Source organism: Rhizobium sp. RM (assembly GCF_013390595.1).
Taxonomy (GTDB): Bacteria; Pseudomonadota; Alphaproteobacteria; order Rhizobiales; family Rhizobiaceae; genus Agrobacterium.
Genome location: NZ_JACAWV010000022.1, coordinates 230,263 through 248,093 on the forward strand (window position 1 = coordinate 230,263; position 17,831 = coordinate 248,093).

A 17,831-nucleotide genomic window follows, 5' to 3' on the forward strand; every position below is an offset into this window, starting at 1 on the left:
CTGCATTCGTATCGATAGGAACGACATAAATCCACCACTGAGTGCGCCGAAGCTGAGATACGCGCGACAGAGTTCGAACTGAGGGGTGAAATCATATGTCCGGCATTGGCGGCATGGTTGTCCTCCGCGAGGGCCACTTCACAAATGATAACTCAAGATCCTATGGCACGCCTTGCCAAGCACTAGGGTGGGTGCCATCTAAGGCGCAGAAGGGGGACATCGTGTTCCCCTGTCATTTCGAGAGATCCCGGTTTCTAGGGCTTTTAAGCGATGGTGGGCGCTCCCTCCTGCGCAACCATTTTTACCACTCTGGGTATCTTCATCCACACCCAAAGCACTTTTCTCTGTCGCACTCAAACAGCTCTCATCACCACAACACGCGAACACGTCCCCACCCCAAACCATTATTTTTATACGAACGGTCGTTTTTTATTGCATTTAAATACGATCGTTCGTAAATAATCCCGCAACTTGAGCGATTCCGGGTGATCCGTGTTTTGGGTTTGCCTGTGGAAGATGCGAAAGTGCGAACAGATGGAACATGCCTGATGATTTCGTTTAGAACGGGGTGTGTTCTGATTTGGAGAGTGACGTGGGCCGTATTCGCAAGATTATGAAGGATGACATTCTGGATGCTGCCGAGCGGGTGGTGGTGAAGCTGGGTGCTGCCGGGCTTTCCATTGATGCCGTGGCGCAGGAGGCTGGTGTCAGCAAATCCACCGTCGTTTACGACCACAAGTCCAAGAGTGCCTTGCTGGAAGCCTTGATCGACCGCCGGATGCACCAGGAACTGGAGCGTCAGGCGGAGCTGGTGGCAGCGGCGAAAGACACCCCTCACCCCGAGCTTTATGGCCGCATTACCGCGGCCGAGCGTGTGGTGGATGATGTGGAGCGGGCTGTTGCCATTGCCGTCAGCGCCTCGATGTCATCGGAAGAAAAGATCCAGCAGCAGATGCGCGAGTGGACCCAGACCGACCTCGACGCAATCAGCAAAGGCCCGAAACCCAAGGCGGCGCTGATGGCTTACCTTGCCTTGTGCGGCTTCTGTGTCACCGAATTTTTTGGCTTCCACCAATGGAGCGACGAAGAGCGGACAAGCATTCTTGAAGGTGTGCGAACGATCTACACATCCTTTCCCGACAAGACCTGAAATCCCGGCCTGACGGCTGAAACGGCCTGATGGCCTGACCCCAACATTGAGAGAACCACCATGCAACGCAGCAGAACACTGCCGCGCCTGAAGGCGTGCCTTTTTGCCACCTCGCTTCTGACCCTGACCGCCATGGGCGCAACCACAGCCGCACGCGCCCAGGAAGGCATGCCCGCCATGCCGCCCGCCGCCGTTGGCGTGATAGACCTCAAGGCGCATGCCATTCCCGTGGTCAGCGAATTGCCGGGCCGCGTTGCGGCAACCCGCGTTTCCGAAGTTCGCGCCCGCGTTTCCGGCATCCTGCAGGAGCGCGTTTTCGAGCAGGGTGCTCTGGTGCAGCAGGGCGACGTGCTCTACCGCATCGACCCGAAACTGTTCCGTGTGCGTGTGGCCAGCGCCGAAGCGGCCCTGCGCCGGGCGGAAGCGACCCGCGACAACGCCAAGGTGCAGCTTGACCGCCAGAAGACGCTGCGCGAACGCAATGTCGCAACCGGCGTCGAATATGACACCGCCTCCGTCAATCTGGCGCAGGCGGAGGCAGACGTGGCTCTGCAGCAGGCCGCGCTGGAAGAAGCCCGCATCAACCTCGAATACACCGACGTTCGTGCGCCGATCACCGGCATCATCGGCGGTGCGCTGGTGACCGAGGGTGCGCTTGTCACGGCTGACGGCACATCGAGCCTTGCGCTGATCCAGCAGATCGACCCCGTCTATGCCGACTTCACCCAGTCCGCGCAGGATCTTCTGGCGCTGCGCCGCGCCGTGAACGAAGGCAGGCTGCAGAGCCCTGCCCCCGGTCAGGCCAGCGTTGAACTGGTGTTCGACAATGGTGATGTCTACCGCGAAAAGGGTAAGCTTCTGTTTTCCAGCGCCAATGTGGATTCCACCACCGGTCAGGTGACGCTGCGCGCCGAGTTTCCCAACACCGGCGGCGACCTGCTGCCCGGCATGTATGTGCGCGTGAAGATCGAACAGGCGGTGCGCCAGGATGCGATTACCGTGCCGCAACGCGCCGTAACCCGCACGCAGGACGGCCGAGCCCAGGTCTATGTGGTGGATGCCGACAACATTGCAAAGCTGCGCGAGGTCGAACTCGGCCAGGCGCTTGGCCAGGAATGGGTGGTCGAAAGCGGCCTGAAGCAAGGCGAAAAACTCGTGGTGGACGGCGTGCAGAAGGTGCAGCCGGACGCCAAGGTGGCGCCTGAACCCTGGGCGCCCACCCCGCAGAAAGCCAGCGAGCAGGCCGCCGGTGACGGCGCTGCCGCGACGACGGGCCAGTAAGGAAAAACCATGGCACAGTTCTTTATCAGCAGGCCGATCCTTGCCTGGGTCTTCGCCCTGTTCATTTCCATCGCGGGCATCATTGCCCTGCCCTTTCTGCCGATTGCGCAATACCCCAAGGTTGCGCCGCCGCAGTTGACCATATCCACCGCCTACCCCGGCGCCTCGCCGCAGGAAATCTATCAGGGTGTGACGCGCCTGATTGAAGAAGAGCTGAATGGCGTCTCCGGCATGATGTATTTCGAGTCCACCTCGGATACCTCCGGCTCCGTCAGTATCAATGCCACCTTCGAGGCGGGCACGGATATCGACCAGGCATCGGTGGACGTGCAGAACGCCATCCGTCGCGTGGAATCCCGCCTTCCCTCGGCCGTGACCTCGCAAGGCGTGACGGTTGAAGAGGCCGCATCGGGCTTTCTGATGATGGTGACGCTGACCTCCACCGATGGCCGCATGGACGAAGTGGCGCTGGGCGATTACCTGAACCGCAACGTGCTGGGTGAACTGCGCCGTATTGACGGCGTGGGCCGTGCGCAGCTTTTTGCCGCCCAGCGCGCCATGCGCGTCTGGATCGATCCGGACAAGCTGGTTGGCCTGAACATGACGGCAGCAGACGTCAACGCCGCCATCACCGCGCAGAACGCGCAGGTTGCCGCCGGCCAGATCGGCGCTGCCCCCAACCCCGTGTCACAGGACCTGACCGCCACCGTTCTGGTGCAGGGCCAGCTTTCCGATCCCAAGGCATTCGGAGAGATCATTCTGCGCGCCAACCCGGATGGCAGCACCGTGCTGCTGAAGGACGTGGCACGCATCGAACTCGGTGCGGAAAACTACAACTTCTCCAGCCGCCTGAACGGCCAGCCGAGTGCGGCAGTCGGCATCCAGCTTTCCTCCACGGGTAACGCCGTTGCCACCTCCAACGCCGTCAAGGCAAAGCTGGACGAACTCTCCGGCTTCTTCCCGACGGGCGTCGTTTATGACACGCCTTACGATACCAGCCCCTTCGTTTCGGCCTCCATCGAAAAGGTGCTGCACACGTTGATCGAAGCCGTTGTGCTGGTCTTCGTGGTGATGTTCGTGTTCCTGCAGAACTTCCGCTACACGGTCATTCCGACCCTTGTTGTGCCGGTGGCGCTGCTGGGCACCGTGGCAGTGATGTTTGCCACAGGCTTCTCCATCAACGTGCTGACCATGTTCGCCATGGTGCTGGCGATCGGCATTCTCGTCGATGACGCCATCGTCGTGGTCGAAAACGTCGAGCGCATCATGGCCGAAGAAGGCCTTTCGCCGAAGGCTGCCACCCGCAAGGCCATGAAGCAGATCACCGGCGCCATTCTGGGCATCACGCTGGTTCTTTCCTGCGTGTTCATTCCCATGGCGTTCTTCCCCGGCTCAACCGGCATCATCTATCGCCAGTTCTCGCTGACGATGGTGGTTTCGATTGCCTTCTCCGCCTTCCTGGCGCTGTCTCTGACACCGGCGCTCTGCGCAACCTTCCTGAAACCCATCAAGAAGGGCCACCATGAGAAGAAAGGCCCGGCCGGCTGGTTCAACCGCAATTTTGACCGGCTGACCAACCGCTATGTCAGCGTGACCAACGGTATGGCGAAACGTGCCGGCCGGATGATGGTGATCTACCTCGCCCTCGTCGTCGGTCTCGGCTACCTCTTCGTCAACCTGCCGTCGTCCTTCGTTCCGGCCGAAGACCAGGGCAACCTGCTGGTCGATATCCAGGGCCCGCCGGAGGCGAGTGCCAACCGCACGCTGGCATCGGTGGAACAGATCGAGGCGATCTTCCGCTCCGAGCCTGCGGTGAAGGATATCGTTGCCATTCAGGGCTTCAGCTTCTCCGGTAGCGGCGCCAATGCCGCCCTGATGTTCGTGACGCTGAAGGACTGGAGCGAACGTGGCGAAGGCAACTCCGCGCAGGACATTGCCGACCGTGTCAACATGGCCCTGTTTGGCCTGAAGGATGCAACCAGCTTCGCGCTGTCGCCACCGGCCATCGAAGGCTTCGGCGCCACCGGCGGTTTCGCCTTCCGTCTGCAGGACCGCAACGGCGTTGGCCAGGCTGCCCTGACGGCGGCTGCCGCCGACCTGATGGCCAAGGCCAGCCAGAGCCCGGTTCTTGCAGGCATGCGTGTGGAAGGCCTGCCGGATGCCGCGCAGGTGCTGCTGGTGATCGACCGTGAAAAGGCCAACACCTTTGGTGTGACCTTTGCCGACATCAACAACACCATCACCGCCAATCTCGGTTCGTCCTACATCAACGACTTCCCGAATTCGGGCCGCATGCAGCGCGTGATCGTGCAGGCGCAGGACCGTAACCGCCTGCAGGTGGAAGACCTGCTGAAGCTGAACGTGCGCAATGCCAGCGGCGGCATGGTTCCGCTGTCTTCCTTTGCCATTGCGCAATGGCAGAAGGGCTCGCCGCAGATCGTCGGTTACAACGGTTATCCGACCGTGCGTATTTCCGGCGAACCGGCGGCCGGCAATTCCTCCGGTGTGGCCATGGCGGAAATGGAACGTCTGGCGGGCGAAATGCCGGAAGGCATCGGCTTTGAATGGACGGGGCAGTCTCTGGAAGAGATCAAGTCCGGTTCGCAGGCGCCGTTCCTGTTCGGCATCAGCCTTCTGTTCGTGTTCCTGCTTCTGGCCGGTCTCTACGAAAGCTGGTCCATTCCGCTCTCGGTCATGCTCGTGGTGCCGCTCGGCGTCATCGGCTCCGTGCTGGCGGTCATGGTCGCGGGCATGCCCAACGACATCTACTTCAAGGTGGGCCTGATCGCCATCATCGGTCTCTCTGCCAAGAACGCGATCCTGATCATCGAATTTGCCAAGGACTATTATGCCGAAGGCAAACCGCTGCTGGAATCGGCCATTGATGCGGCAAAGCTTCGCTTCCGCCCGATCATAATGACCTCGCTTGCCTTCACGCTGGGCGTGGTGCCGCTGGTCATCGCCTCCGGCGCCAGCGCCGCCAGCCAGAACGCCATCGGTACGGCGGTTCTGGGCGGCATGATCTCGGCCACCGTCCTTGCGGTGTTCTTCGTTCCGGCCTTCTTCGTTTTCGTGCTGAAACTGTTCAGGACCAGGCGGCCAGTGGACGATGACGAGGCGGATCTGATGGAGGAAGAAACGCATCAGGCGGCGCGTCAAAAAGAGCTGAGCTCCGTTTGATCCCCCCGCGACTGTTTGATACCCCGTGAATGACCGGCCCCGTTTCTGAGCAATCAGCGCGGGGCCGGTCGGCATGAATGACGAAGATCAAGACTGGCAGGAGTGCAGACATGGCCGACAAAACCGCCCGGACAATCGAAGGACGCAGACTTTCACGCACCGATATCACCGAACTGGGACAGCCATCCCTGCCCGTGCATCTGGTCGATTGCGATTTCGAGGAAGCCGATCTTGCCGGTCTTGAATTCGAAGGCTGGAGCTTCGAAAAGTGCCGTTTCGGCCGCACCGATCTGCGCGGCGCCAACCTTGAAGGCGCAAAATTCACCGCCTGCCGTGGTCCCTTCGCCGATTTCTCCGGTGCGGACCTGCCCGAAGTGACGTTTCAGGGCTGCGATTTCAACAACGCGTCTTTCGTGGAGGCCCGCGTCAACGACACCACCTTTACCGGCTGCAAGCTGACCGGCGCCAACCTGACACGCCTGCGTGCCATGGGCATCAGTTTCAAGGACACGCTGCTCTCCGCCGCCCGCCTGCCCGGTCTCTCGTTCCGCAAGGCGCGCATCGAGGGCGTGGATTTCAGCATGGCCGATCTTGCCAGATGCGATTTCAGGGCAGCGGTGTTCGACCGCTGCAGCCTGCGGGAAGCCAATGTGGTGGATGCCCGCTTCGAAGACGCCGATCTGCGCGGCGCCGATCTCGGCGGTCTGCGCCTGATCGACGCGAAAAAATTCAAGGGCGCGACGATCTCGCGCGAACAGGCCGGAATGCTGCTTGCCGAACTGGGTTTGAACGTCCGATAACAGGGCAAGGACGAACAAAGCGAGACACGCATGAACGCCAGGATCAACGACGCCATCAGGACCGATATCGAAAACTCCGTACTGTGCTGGCTGGCAAGCGTCGATGCCGAGGGAACGCCGAATGTGAGTCCGAAGGAAATCTTCGCGTCGCACGGCGACGACCATATCGTCGTGGCCGACATCGCCTCCGCCAACACCGTCCGCAACCTGCGCGCCCACCCCAGAGCCTGCGTCAGCTTCATCGACGTCTTTCGCCAACGCGGCTTCAAGATCGTCGGCACCGCCCGGATTATCGAACCCGACGAACAGGACTTTCCGGTCTACGGCGAGAGACTTCTGCAGATGGCAGGAACCGACTTCCCCATCCGCCACATCATCGCCATCAGGATCGACCGCATCTCGAGAATCTGGGCCCCGAGCTACACGCTCTTTCCCGAGCGCACGGAAGACGAGCGTATGGCGAGCGCACTCGAAACCTACGGCGTGACCCTATCAGCTTAATCGATTCTGTCCGGACTACGTGGTTTCGGCCAAGGTTTTGGTCTCAAGTGTAGCCCTCAAAGAGGTAAACGAAGAGAGGCGCTTATGAACGGATATCTGCCAGGTGATGTCTGGCCCGCAGACGATGAGGCCTCCGTACACATCCGCGAAGTTTACTCGCGATACGGATTAGCGATGTATCTTGCACAGGTGCTTGAACATGGGATTGTTAATGCCGTCATCTTTGCTCGCACGTTGCCGACTATTCGACAATATTCGAACCGCTCGGATTGGGAAGTAGCGTTCGATCAAGCCTATGACTCAGAGTTCGCCAAGACGTTCGGTAACATGCTCCGGACGCTAGAGTCATTGGATCCTCCTAGTGATCTCATGCAGGTGCTTAGAGATGCAAAAGTCGAACGTGATCGTCTAGCGCATCGATTCTTTCGCGAGCATGACGAAGACTTTCTAGGTAAGTCAGGCCGAACAAAAATGATTATCGAGTGCGAGGAGGCTATAGTGAGATTTAGCACTGCCGACGCGAAGTTGGAGACATTTATACGCCCACAGCGCGAACGCTACGGGATCACGTCTGAATGGATCGAAACACAAGTTAAAGCTGCTACCTCTAAAGCTGAAGCAAACAGCTAGTTTGGCAAAATCGGCCTCCATTAATATCGCCCATGCCAACCTGACAACCATTTCCGCCCTATCCAGGAGCCAACACGAAAGGTTGGTTCATGGCTTCGGTCGTTTCTATCTGCAATCTTGCCCTTTCCAATGTCGGCAAGTCCAACATCACCGATCTGACGGAAAAGAGCGCCGAGGCGCGTGCTTGCAATCAGTTCTATGCTCACACGCGCGATGTCCTGCTGCAGTCCTATCCCTGGACGGCGGCGAGGAGGACGCAGTTTCTGGCGGAGGTCGACAATGACAAGCCGGGTGCCTGGCGTTACGCCTACACCCTGCCCTCCGATTGCCTGCAGGTGCGCTGGATCAGGCCGGTTTATGCCGGGGATGGCGACACGCTGAAGGAGTACAGTCAGGACCGTGACACTACGGGACAGGAGCTGAGGCATCCTTATGAAATCGAGGGGCAGACGCTTTATGGCAATCTCTCCCCCTGCGTGCTTCGCTACACGGCACGGCTGACCGACCCCACCAAATATTCACCGCTGTTCATCGAGGCGCTGTCCTGGCATCTGGCCGTGCGCCTGGCGATGCCCTTGACGCGCGACCCGAAAATTCGTGCCGATGCGTTGAAGGTGGCAACCAGCGCGCAGGCGAGCGCCGAACAGGCCGATGCCAGCGAGACGCGGCACACATCCGACATCGTGACCGATTTCATCGCGGTGCGTGACCATGGCTGAATTTCGCGCCTACCAGCCCTCCTTTACCGCAGGCGAACTTTCCCCTGCCCTTGGCGCCCGCATCGATCTTGCCAAATATGGCAGTGGCATGCGCACCGCGCTCAACGTGTTCATTCACCCGCATGGCGGGGTCTCGAACCGGGCCGGGCTGGAGTTCGTGCATGAAATCAAGGACAGCGCCAGCCGTGCCCGGCTGATAAAATTCCAGTTCAACACCGAGCAGACCTATGTGCTGGAATTCGGCCACAACTACATCAGGATTTTCCGCGACGGCGGGCTGATCGTGAAAGGCGCAACCGCCTATGAAATTGCCACGACCTATACGGCCGCACAGGTGGCCGATCTGGTGTTCGTTCAGGAAGCGGACGTTCTCTACCTTTGCCATGTGGCCCATCCGGTCCGGAAACTCGGGCGGCTGGCCGATGACAACTGGACGCTGATCAATGTCAGTTTTCAGCCGAAGATCGCCTCCCCGGTTCTGACCTCCGTCAACAAGCCCGGCGATACGGCCGGCAAGGCCGGCTATGTGGCAACGGTCTATAACTACGTTGTTTCAGCCGTGGCGGAGAGCGGCGAAGAAAGCCTGCCATCCAACAGTGGCGGCGTGGTAAACGACCTTGCCATTCAAGGCGGCATCAACCGCGTGACGTGGAACGGCGTGGCAGGCGCCGTGCGCTACATCGTCTACCGCGAAGACAACGGCATTTACGGCTATATCGGCGGCACGACGGGCCTTTCTTTCGATGACGAGAACATCACGCCCGACCTTGCCGACACGCCGCAAACCGGTCGCAACCCCTTTAACGCCGCTGGCAGCTATCCGCGCTGCGTAACCTTCATCGAACAGCGGCTGGCCTTCGCTTCGACCGAGGACGACCCGCAGGCGGTGTGGTTGAGCCAGTCTGCCAATTACGAGAATTTCGGTGTTTCCTCGCCTGCCAAGGCAAGTGACGCGGTGACGTTCCGTATCCGCGCCCGGCAGGTGAATGAAATCCGTTCGATGATTTCCGTGCGGGGTCTTCTGCTTCTGACCTCCGGGTCGGAGTGGATCGTCACCGGCGGTTCGACCTCCGACGCCATTTCACCCTCTGCCCTCAAGCTCGACAACCAGGGTTATCGCGGCGCGGCGAAGGTGCAGCCGATTGTGGTTGGCAACACGGTGCTGTTTGCCCAGCGGCTTGGCGGCGTAATCCGCGATTTCTCCTATGATTACACGCAGGACAGCTATGTCGGCAAAGACCTGACGGTTCTTGCACGGCATCTCTTCAAGGACCGCGAAATTGCCGCCTGGGATTACTCGCAGGCGCCTGACTCCATCGTCTGGGTCGTGCTCGATAACGGCGCGCTGGTGTCGCTGACCTACATGAAGGAACAGGATGTCTGGGGCTGGACCCGCCATGAAAGCGGCCCTGATGGCGACGCCCATTTCGAAGACGTGACGGTGATCGAGGAAAACGGCGAAGACGTCGCCTATTTCATCGTACGCCGCACGATCAACGGCGAGACGAAACGCTATATCGAGCGTCTGCACAGCCGCTCCTTCGCCACCGTTGCGGATGCATTTTTCGTCGATAGCGGCCTGACCTATAACGGCCCGCCCGCCTCCACCATCACCGGCCTCGACCATCTGGAGGGGCAGGATGTGGTGGCGCTGGCCGATGGCAATGTGGTGCGAAATCTGAAGGTTGCGGGCGGCGCGGTGACGCTGCAGAACACCGCCGCCAAGATCCATATCGGTCTGCCGATGACGGCGACCATCCAGACGCTGGACCTCGATCTCGGCCAGATTCAGGGGCTGGGCACCGTTCAGGGCCGGGCAAAATCCATCAGCGAAGTGACGCTGAGAGTGGAAAGCACGCGCGGCATCTTCGTTGGCCCCAATGATGGCGGGCGCGATGACGACACGCTGGTGGAATACAAGCAGCGCCGCGACGAGGCCTGGAACGAGGCTATCAGGCTTTACACCGGCGACCTCAGGATCACCCCGAACTGGGACTGGACGGAAAGCGGCAGCATGTGGGTAAAGCAGTTCGATCCGCTGCCCATGACCATCCTCGCCATCATGCCGGATGTCACCCTTGGCCGCTGATCTCAACATCGTAGCGGCCAGCCCCGGCCACATCCGCGCCATTGCATCGCGCATGCGGGCTGCGGACCGCCAAGAGGTATTCGCCGCGTCCGGCCGCACACCGCTTGCGGCACTTTCCTATTCCTATCGCAAGTCATCCTGCTGCTGGACGGCCATCTTCAACGGCCGCCCGGAACTGATGTGGGGCGTTGGCGACATCAACGTCCTCACCGGCGTTGGCGCCCCCTGGCTTTTGGGCACCGATGCGGTGGAGCAGAATTTTCGGGTGTTTCTTCGAATATCCAGCCATTGGCCGCAGCAACTGTTGCAGCGTTATTCCGTGCTCAGAAACTTTGTGGATGCCCGCAACACGGTTTCCGTTCGCTGGCTCGAATGGCTGGGTTTTCGGCTGTTCGACCCCGTGGATATCAACGGGCATTCCTTCCGGCTTTTCGAAATGAGGGCGACCGATGTGTGATTTGGGAATTGCGTTGACGCTGGGTTCAACCCTGCTGGGCGCGGCGGGACAGGTGCAGGAAGCAAAAGCGACTGCGGCGGCCAACCGCTATAACGCCGAGGTCGCGACCATGAATGCGCAGATTGCCGACCGGCAGGCGAAAGACGCCATCGAGCGCGGCAAGCAGGAAGAGCAGCAGAAGCGCATGCAGACCGCCGATCTGCAGGGCCGCCAGCGTGCCGCCATGGCCGCAAACGGGCTCGACCTTTCCTTCGGCTCGCCGCTCGACACCATCGTCGACACAGCCCGCATGGGAGAGATGGATGCGCTGAACATCAAGACCAACGCCTACCGTGAAGCCTATGGTTACAAGGTGCAGGCCACCAACCAGCGCGCCAGCGCCACACTGGACCGCATACGCGCCGACGCCGCGACAAAGAGCGGTTATCTGAGCTCCATCGGCACCATTCTCGGCGGTGGTAGCAACGCCTACGCGCAGGCGAATAAACTGGGCTATATCTGAAGAGGTTCAACATGCCGACCGTTCCACGTTATCAGGACACCCAGCAGCACGTCGCCCTGCGCCCCGAATATACCGAGGGGTTGAGCGTGCGCGCCGACGCGGAAGCCTTTGGCGCCGGTGTTGGCCGCGGCATGCAGGTGCTGGCCAGAGGGCTCGAAACCGCTGGTGACGCCATGGTGCGCGTGCAGGAACTGGATGACGCCAACAGCGCCAAGGATGCAGGCACACGTTACGCAGACTGGCAACGCAACGCGCTTTACGGCGAAGACGGCTTCCTGAAACTCTCGGGCAAAACTGCGCTCGACGCGCGTGCCGCTTTCGAACGGCAGGCCGGGCAAAAGCGCATGGAATTTGCCAGAGGGCTGACGCCGGGCGCCGCAAAACTTTACGACCACAGCTCCCGCGAGGCGATGACCGGCCTGCTGGACAGCGCAATCAGCCACGTTGCCGAGCAGCGCAAGGCCTGGTTCACGGAGACCTCCAACCGCCGTATCGCCGGTTATGCCAACGATGCACTGGCGACCTACAACGATCCGGCAAAGGTTGACGCCGCCATAGAAGGCGGCCTGACTGAGCTGGATGAACAGGGCTACATGCACGGCTGGAGCGCCGATGTGCTGGCAGAGCGCAAACAGCACTATGTTTCGGGCGTGACGAAAGACATCGTCCTCGATATTGCCGGCAGGGATGCGCTGGCTGCCGACGACTACATGGCAGAACGGCGCGGACAGCTTTCAGACGCCGACCGCGAGGAGCTGGAAACGGCGCTCGCAGGCCCCGTTCTTCAGGCCAGAGCAAACCGCAATCTGAGCGAGATTACCGGCAGCCTCTCCATCCCGACCTATGATGACGGGCGCCCGGCCGGACCGCGACGAGACCTTGTGGCCGCGAGTGCCAGCCCGGACGCCGGGCCTGGCCCCGGCCCCACCCGCGCCCGCGCGGCCCTGTTGCCGCAGGATTACCGAACCTTTGCCGCGTCGGCCGTAACAGGCCCGCAAAATGCCCCCTTCGGTCGATTTCCAGCGCTGCCGCGCGGCCCCTCGGGCATGATGAACGGCGACACGGAAACGGCGGTCACCGGTTTTCTGAAAAACGCCGCCGGAACGACTGTCGACCCTTCGGTCGGCCTTTGGTCCAGAGACGTTCTCAACGATGTGCTTGACCGCCAGGGTGTCGCGCCAGGGCACAATCGGGAGCCCCGCTCCTATCTCCATTTCGGCACGGCCACCGATGCGCCTCGCCCCGGCGATATCGTCGTTTTCAATCGCGACAACGACATGGCCGATGTCGGTCTGTTTCAGGGCCATGATGCCAATGGCAAGATTCTGGTGCTCGGCAGCCATCGTTCGCGGGCCGGAAGGATTGAGGTCACGGCTGAGGACCCGACCCGACTGCTTGGCATCCGCACAGCCGGAACTGTCGATCCCGACACCATGAAACTGGCCAATTACAGCCCGCAGGGTCTGAGCGAGATCGAACGGAAACTGGCTGCAATTGCCGATCCCGATGAACGCGCCGCGACGAGGAACGTGCTCGACGCCTATTTCACCGCGCAGAAGCGGTCGATCGATGCCGCACGGGACGATGCCCAGCAGTGGGCGCAGGCGCAGGTGAAATCCGACCCCACGTTCGACCCGATGACCATGCCCGTCAAGACCCAGTCAACCATCGGTCCCTCGGGCATGCGCGCCCTCAGAGACTACCACAGGACCGTGCGCCAGTCCGGTGAGCCGAACACGGACGAAAGCACGCTCTCCGAGCTGCAGAACCAGTATGCCGACGACCCGCAAGGTTTTGCAAAAGCGGATCTTTTCCAGCACCGCAGCCGGCTGTCCGATCAGGACTGGGAAAAAGTCACCGCATGGCGACAGATGGCTCAGACCGACCGGAAAAGGGCAAAATCCGAAAGCTTCGATCTGAACCGCACCTTCACCCGTTCACGCGAATTGATGACGGAACTCGGCTTCATCAGATACCCCGCCAACATGACAGCCGAGGAGGCCAGACGCCTGGCGCAATTGCAGATCGGCCTCGCCGAAGACGTGACCGAATTCAAACGGCTGAACAACGGCAAGGCCCTGACGGAGACCGACATGCAGAAGATGCTCAACGACCGGCTGATCCCCATGATCGCCAGCCGCCCCCCGATCACCGGCGAGCGTTCGTGACCTTGTGGATGCAGGTGCGAAAAACAGGAACGCCTGGTTCTAGTCGTTCATCTGACCAATGAGCGCAAGAATACTCGCGACGACAATCATGATCGAGCCGGTATAAAGTCCTGCCGACGGATTACGTCCTCTCTGAACAAGACGGGCGATGAAAAAGCCGATCAGGCCAAAAAGGAAATACGTGAGTGCACCGCCCAATAGCTGGCCGACATAGGCGCCCCAACTATTGGCAACGGGAAATTGGCCAACGATTACGGCTTTCACCACCTGTAGGCCGAGAGCCAGCAGCGCCATATTTCTGATGACCTGCCATCTCTGCCTTTTCCATTGAGCCGGCGAAATACCTTCAACCACGTCCGTCATGAAATCCCCCAATACGCCCGGCGCCGCCACTTCGAAACAGAGAGCAGCCCAGGCAAAAATGAATATGTCCGTGGCACTTGGCGCACGGTAATTTTCTGAAACAGCGCCCCAATTGACGCCGCCATTATCGTTATGCAATCGCCAGGCAAAAATCCACACATGGTTGCAGCAAACACGAAATTGCAACAGCTCTGTTTTACGCCGCAGGGAACGACATCAGACCGGGATTTCGGTGATCTGCAGGGCTGCGAGACGGGCTGCACTCTGCGGGTCATGGGCAAATTGGGTGATTGTCCGCTGGCGTTGGCATAGTTCACGGCGCTGGCGCTTGCCCGCAGTGGCAACACCCGCTCATGAAGTCAGCGGACAGAACGCCCGCTGACCAGAGTTTCAGATGTCAGAACGTATCGCGGCTGTCGCTTCGCGGATCGCTCTCCACATGGTGTTCGGCGTAGAGATCGGCGCGGGCCTTGCGGCGCCATGGCCGTGCCGGGTTGTCCCTGTCGACGAGGATATCGGTAACAGTGATCGATGCCTTGCCATCTGCCGGGGCGCGGCTTGCCCAGCGGCCACCCGGCGATGCAATGCCGGCTGGAACGGTGACACTTTGCGGCGCATGGGCCGCATAGCTTACCCAATAGGCATTGCTGGCGGCATGGCCCAGCACCTCTGCCGCAAAGGCCGGGGCAGCCGATGGGCTTTCGCCGGTGGTCGAAAACAGCACGCAATCGACCTCAAGACGCTCATATTCGGCAAAGACTTCAGCATAATGGGCTTCCATGCCGATTGCGCAGCCAAAGCGGATGCCATCGACATCGAATGTCACCGGGCCTTTTCCGGGCGAATACATGAAGGAGATCTTCGTGTTCGACAGCATGCGCTCGTCGTAACGGGTCACCAGTTCACCGCGATCGGAGATGACGTAGAGGCTGTTATGCGGACGATGCGGTGGTGTCAGCGCATGCACGGAACCGAGCACCGTCCACAGGCGCAAGGCTTTTGCAAGCGCGCTGATGGCCCGCAACTCGTCCCGCAGCGTCACCCAGTCGCAGCGCGACCAGTCGGATGGACCGATTTCCCTCGGGCCGCTGGCCGACATCAGCCGCTTGTTGGGCGAAGACGTCGCCCCTTCCGGGAAATGGATGAGACGTGCGCCAGCCTGATGTGCATCCCGCATCAGAGCGCGAATTTCCGCCCCGCTCTCCCGCAACTGCGCGGGATCGCCGGGATAATTGAACAGCGACGTCTGCGCTACGGCAAGCCGCAACGAAGGCGCCTCGGGTGTCGGCGACGGCTGGCGGATGTAGCGAAGAGCAGCTGTGTAGGATTCGCCGGTTTTGGCGGCGCGGGCGCGCACACGGCGTTTGAGATTTCCGTTCTGTGTCATTGTCGGGCCTTTCACGTCTCAGACGCAGTCCCCCAGCAACCCGCCCGAAACGACCGGACCATGGACAGGTGGCCTGAGACAAAAGTCCCTTTGCCTCCGTTCAAGACCATGCTGGGGAAGGTCAAGGAGGTTGGGCGCAGGCCACGCCTGAAGAAAGCATGGCGGGCAGCTCTCGATTCGTCAATCGAGCGCAATGGCACATGGTCATCGGATCGGCACGGCGCTAACGTGGCGCAGATTGCAGATTCGATGTTCAAGGCGAAATTTCATGTCGATGCTTCTCGTTCCCGGCTTCATGCTCGATGCCGATCTCTGGCGCGATGTCCTGCCTGCCATCAGCGAGTTCGGTCCTTTTGTGCATGCCGATCTGTCAAAGGACGGCTCGATCGAGGCGATGGCGCGACGCACCATTGCCGACGCGCCGGAGCGCTTCATTCTCGTCGGTTTTTCCATGGGCGGATATGTGGCACGCGAAATCGTGCGGCAGGCGCCGGAGCGTGTCAGCGCCCTTGTTCTGATCGCCACATCTGCCAGGGGCGATACGGAGGTGCAGCGCCAGCGCAAGGCCTCCGTCGCAACGCAAAAGACCAACCTCGCCTTCAAGGGATTGAGCGCGCCTGCCGTTGCCTCATCGCTTCACCCCGACAATGCCGGCCGCAGCGATCTCATCGAGCGTATTCAGGCGATGGGCCAAAGGCTGGGAGCCGAGGTATTTCGCCAGCAATCCCTGCTCGACCGCGTCGACGAACAGGAAACGCTTGTCAACATTCACTGTCCATGTCTCGTCGTGGCTGGCGAAAACGACAGGCTTCGCAGCCGCGCCGAGACCGAGGAGCTTTACCACGGTATCAGCGGATCAAGCTTCAAGGTGATCGACCAGACCGGACACATGATCCCGCTGGAGGCGCCGGACGCTCTGGCTGAAACCATCCGGCAATTTCTCACCTCGGTTCCGGCGGGGTAATGTCGCCCCGCCCCTCAGCATTGCAATGGCTCAATCCGCCACGACGTCAGCCTCGATATCCTCCGGTTCGAAATCGGCGACCACAACGGCCTTGGGGAGAAGCACGATGATGGTGATGGCGCAAAGCGCCGTCGCTGCCGCCAGCCACCAGCAAAGGGTGGAAAAGGCCGCCTGATAAGCCTGCTGCAACAGATGGGCATCGATATCAGGTGACAGCGCTGCAGCAGAGGCCAGATCGCCGACGGCAAGACGCTGCCCGGTATTGCCAAGCACGCTGCCCGACAGGTGTGTAAACTGGCCGAGCGACGCGGCGATCAATGCCGACAGGGCGGCGCTGACGATGGCAAGCGCAATCCCCTCGCCAGCCACACGCACCGTGCTGAAGATGCCGGTCGCCATGCCCGCCCGCTCCGCTGGCACGACGCTGATGGAAAGACCGTCCATCAGCCCCCAGGGCAAACCCGCACCGATACCGATCACCAGCATCGGCAGCACGATGAGGCTGCCATCCTGAGCCGTGAAACCCGAGAGCCAGACGAGACCGAGCGCGGCGATCATCAACCCGATGCCGGAGATCAGACCCGGCGCGACATGCCGCGCCAGCACGGTTGCCAGAATGGGCACCACCAGCATCGGTGCCGACAGACCCAGCATGATGAAACCGGCCTCGATGGCGCCAAGCTGCGCGATGCCGATCAGCCGCAGCGGGATGATGACGAGAAGAACGACAAAGCAGGCGCAGGTGGCGACCGGCAGCAACTGCGCACCGACAAAACGCGGATACCGGAAAAGCGAGAGATCGAGCATCGGCCTTTCCACGCGCATCTCCGTTACAATGAAGACGGCAAGCGACAGGAAAAATCCCGCAGCGAGCGCGATCAGGCCTGTGGTGCCGAGGGCCGACATTTCAATCATCGCCACGGTGAAGAGTGTCAGCATCACGGTGAAGCTTACTGCGCCCAGCCAGTCGAGTTTCGCGGCGTCGGGATCGCGCGTTTCGCGCATGCGCGGCGGACCGAGGATCAGGGCGACGAGACCGATGATGCCGCTTGCCAGAAAGATCGCCCGCCAGCCGATGCTTTCAATCAGCAAGCCCGTCAATAACGGTCCGAAGGCAAGACCGACGCCGAAGGTGGTGCCGAGCAGGCCGAAGGCACGCGTTCTGGCATGACCATCAAATTCCTGCGCAAGCGCTGCCGTTCCCCCGGCCAGTGCCGCAGCGGCGCCAACGCCCTGGCAGGCGCGCAGCAGATCGATCAGCCAGACAGAACCTGCCAGCCCAAGCGCCAATGAGAAACCGACGAACAGGGCAAGGCCAGTCAGAAACACCCGCCGTCTGCCATAACGGTCGGCCAAAGCTCCGGCCGCCATCAACAGGCTGCCGAATGTCAGCATGAAGGCATTGGTGATCCAGGTGAGTGCCGCCGGTGATCCGCCGAGATCCTGGCCGATGGCGGGCGTTGCCACGGCGCCCGCCGAAAAGCTTAAAGGCAGGGTCAACGCGGCAAGGCAAACGGCCGCCAGAACCGAATTGCGGCTGGCCGATGGGGTTTGAGGTGTGACGGTCATGAGAACTCCAGGCTTGGACATGCGGACGCGATCAACGCGCAAAGCCCATGTGCACCCGATGACAGGAATTC

Annotated in this window: 15 protein-coding genes; 12 read left to right on the top strand and 3 right to left on the bottom strand. The window is 60.8% G+C overall.

Going from position 1 to position 17,831, the window contains the following annotated elements; translation table 11 throughout:
- The first annotated feature begins 592 nt into the window (after positions 1-592).
- From HWX89_RS17665 to HWX89_RS17715, 11 genes are all read left to right on the top strand, one after another.
- A complete protein-coding gene (locus HWX89_RS17665; RefSeq protein WP_138792447.1) occupies positions 593-1,150 on the top strand; it encodes a TetR/AcrR family transcriptional regulator in 558 nt (185 codons plus the stop codon).
- A gap of 60 nt (positions 1,151-1,210) precedes the next feature.
- Positions 1,211-2,431, top strand: a complete 1,221-nt coding sequence (locus HWX89_RS17670) for an efflux RND transporter periplasmic adaptor subunit (RefSeq protein ID WP_138792448.1) — start codon at positions 1,211-1,213, stop codon at positions 2,429-2,431.
- A 9-nt stretch (positions 2,432-2,440) separates the two neighbouring features.
- On the top strand, positions 2,441-5,611 hold the full coding sequence (locus HWX89_RS17675) for a multidrug efflux RND transporter permease subunit (protein WP_138792449.1): 3,171 nt from the start codon (positions 2,441-2,443) through the stop codon (positions 5,609-5,611).
- Between the two features lie 110 nt (positions 5,612-5,721).
- Complete coding sequence (locus HWX89_RS17680) at positions 5,722-6,411, top strand: pentapeptide repeat-containing protein (protein ID WP_138792450.1); 690 nt, start codon at positions 5,722-5,724, stop codon at positions 6,409-6,411.
- Positions 6,412-6,441: 30 nt separating this feature from the next.
- A complete protein-coding gene (locus HWX89_RS17685; RefSeq protein ID WP_138792451.1) occupies positions 6,442-6,912 on the top strand; it encodes a pyridoxamine 5'-phosphate oxidase family protein in 471 nt (156 codons plus the stop codon).
- A gap of 84 nt (positions 6,913-6,996) precedes the next feature.
- Entirely contained in the window at positions 6,997-7,542 is a 546-nt protein-coding gene (locus HWX89_RS17690) for a hypothetical protein (protein WP_138792452.1), read from the top strand.
- Between the two features lie 89 nt (positions 7,543-7,631).
- Positions 7,632-8,261: a phage connector family protein gene (locus tag HWX89_RS17695; RefSeq protein ID WP_138792453.1), complete on the top strand. Its 630-nt coding sequence runs from the start codon at positions 7,632-7,634 to the stop codon at positions 8,259-8,261.
- Complete coding sequence (locus HWX89_RS17700) at positions 8,254-10,350, top strand: phage tail protein (RefSeq protein WP_138792454.1); 2,097 nt, start codon at positions 8,254-8,256, stop codon at positions 10,348-10,350. The genes HWX89_RS17695 and HWX89_RS17700 overlap by 8 nt, the downstream gene beginning before the upstream one ends.
- Positions 10,331-10,807 carry a hypothetical protein gene (locus tag HWX89_RS17705; protein WP_138792455.1) on the top strand — a complete coding sequence of 159 codons (477 nt, stop codon included), beginning with the start codon at positions 10,331-10,333 and terminating at the stop codon, positions 10,805-10,807. Before HWX89_RS17700 ends, HWX89_RS17705 begins: the two co-directional genes overlap by 20 nt.
- Entirely contained in the window at positions 10,800-11,309 is a 510-nt protein-coding gene (locus HWX89_RS17710; RefSeq protein WP_138792456.1) for a virion core protein, T7 gp14 family, read from the top strand. Before HWX89_RS17705 ends, HWX89_RS17710 begins: the two co-directional genes overlap by 8 nt.
- Positions 11,310-11,320: 11 nt before the next feature.
- A complete protein-coding gene (locus HWX89_RS17715; RefSeq protein ID WP_138792457.1) occupies positions 11,321-13,477 on the top strand; it encodes a C40 family peptidase in 2,157 nt (718 codons plus the stop codon).
- Positions 13,478-13,516: 39 nt separating this feature from the next.
- Here HWX89_RS17715 and HWX89_RS17720 read toward each other — a convergent pair whose 3' ends face one another.
- Both HWX89_RS17720 and HWX89_RS17725 read right to left on the bottom strand, forming a co-directional pair.
- The gene (locus HWX89_RS17720; RefSeq protein WP_138792458.1) at positions 13,517-13,840 is read right to left on the bottom strand and encodes a hypothetical protein; all 324 of its coding nucleotides are present in this window, start codon (positions 13,838-13,840) and stop codon (positions 13,517-13,519) included.
- A gap of 397 nt (positions 13,841-14,237) precedes the next feature.
- Positions 14,238-15,227 carry a carbon-nitrogen hydrolase family protein gene (locus HWX89_RS17725; RefSeq protein WP_138792459.1) on the bottom strand — a complete coding sequence of 330 codons (990 nt, stop codon included), beginning with the start codon at positions 15,225-15,227 and terminating at the stop codon, positions 14,238-14,240.
- A 268-nt stretch (positions 15,228-15,495) separates the two neighbouring features.
- Between HWX89_RS17725 and HWX89_RS17730 the strand changes: the two genes are divergently transcribed.
- The gene (locus HWX89_RS17730; protein ID WP_138792460.1) at positions 15,496-16,191 is read left to right on the top strand and encodes an alpha/beta fold hydrolase; all 696 of its coding nucleotides are present in this window, start codon (positions 15,496-15,498) and stop codon (positions 16,189-16,191) included.
- 30 nt (positions 16,192-16,221) lie between these two features.
- Here HWX89_RS17730 and HWX89_RS17735 read toward each other — a convergent pair whose 3' ends face one another.
- Positions 16,222-17,760, bottom strand: coding sequence for an MFS transporter (locus HWX89_RS17735; protein ID WP_178340823.1), 1,539 nt, complete (start codon positions 17,758-17,760; stop codon positions 16,222-16,224).
- Positions 17,761-17,831 lie beyond the last annotated feature (71 nt).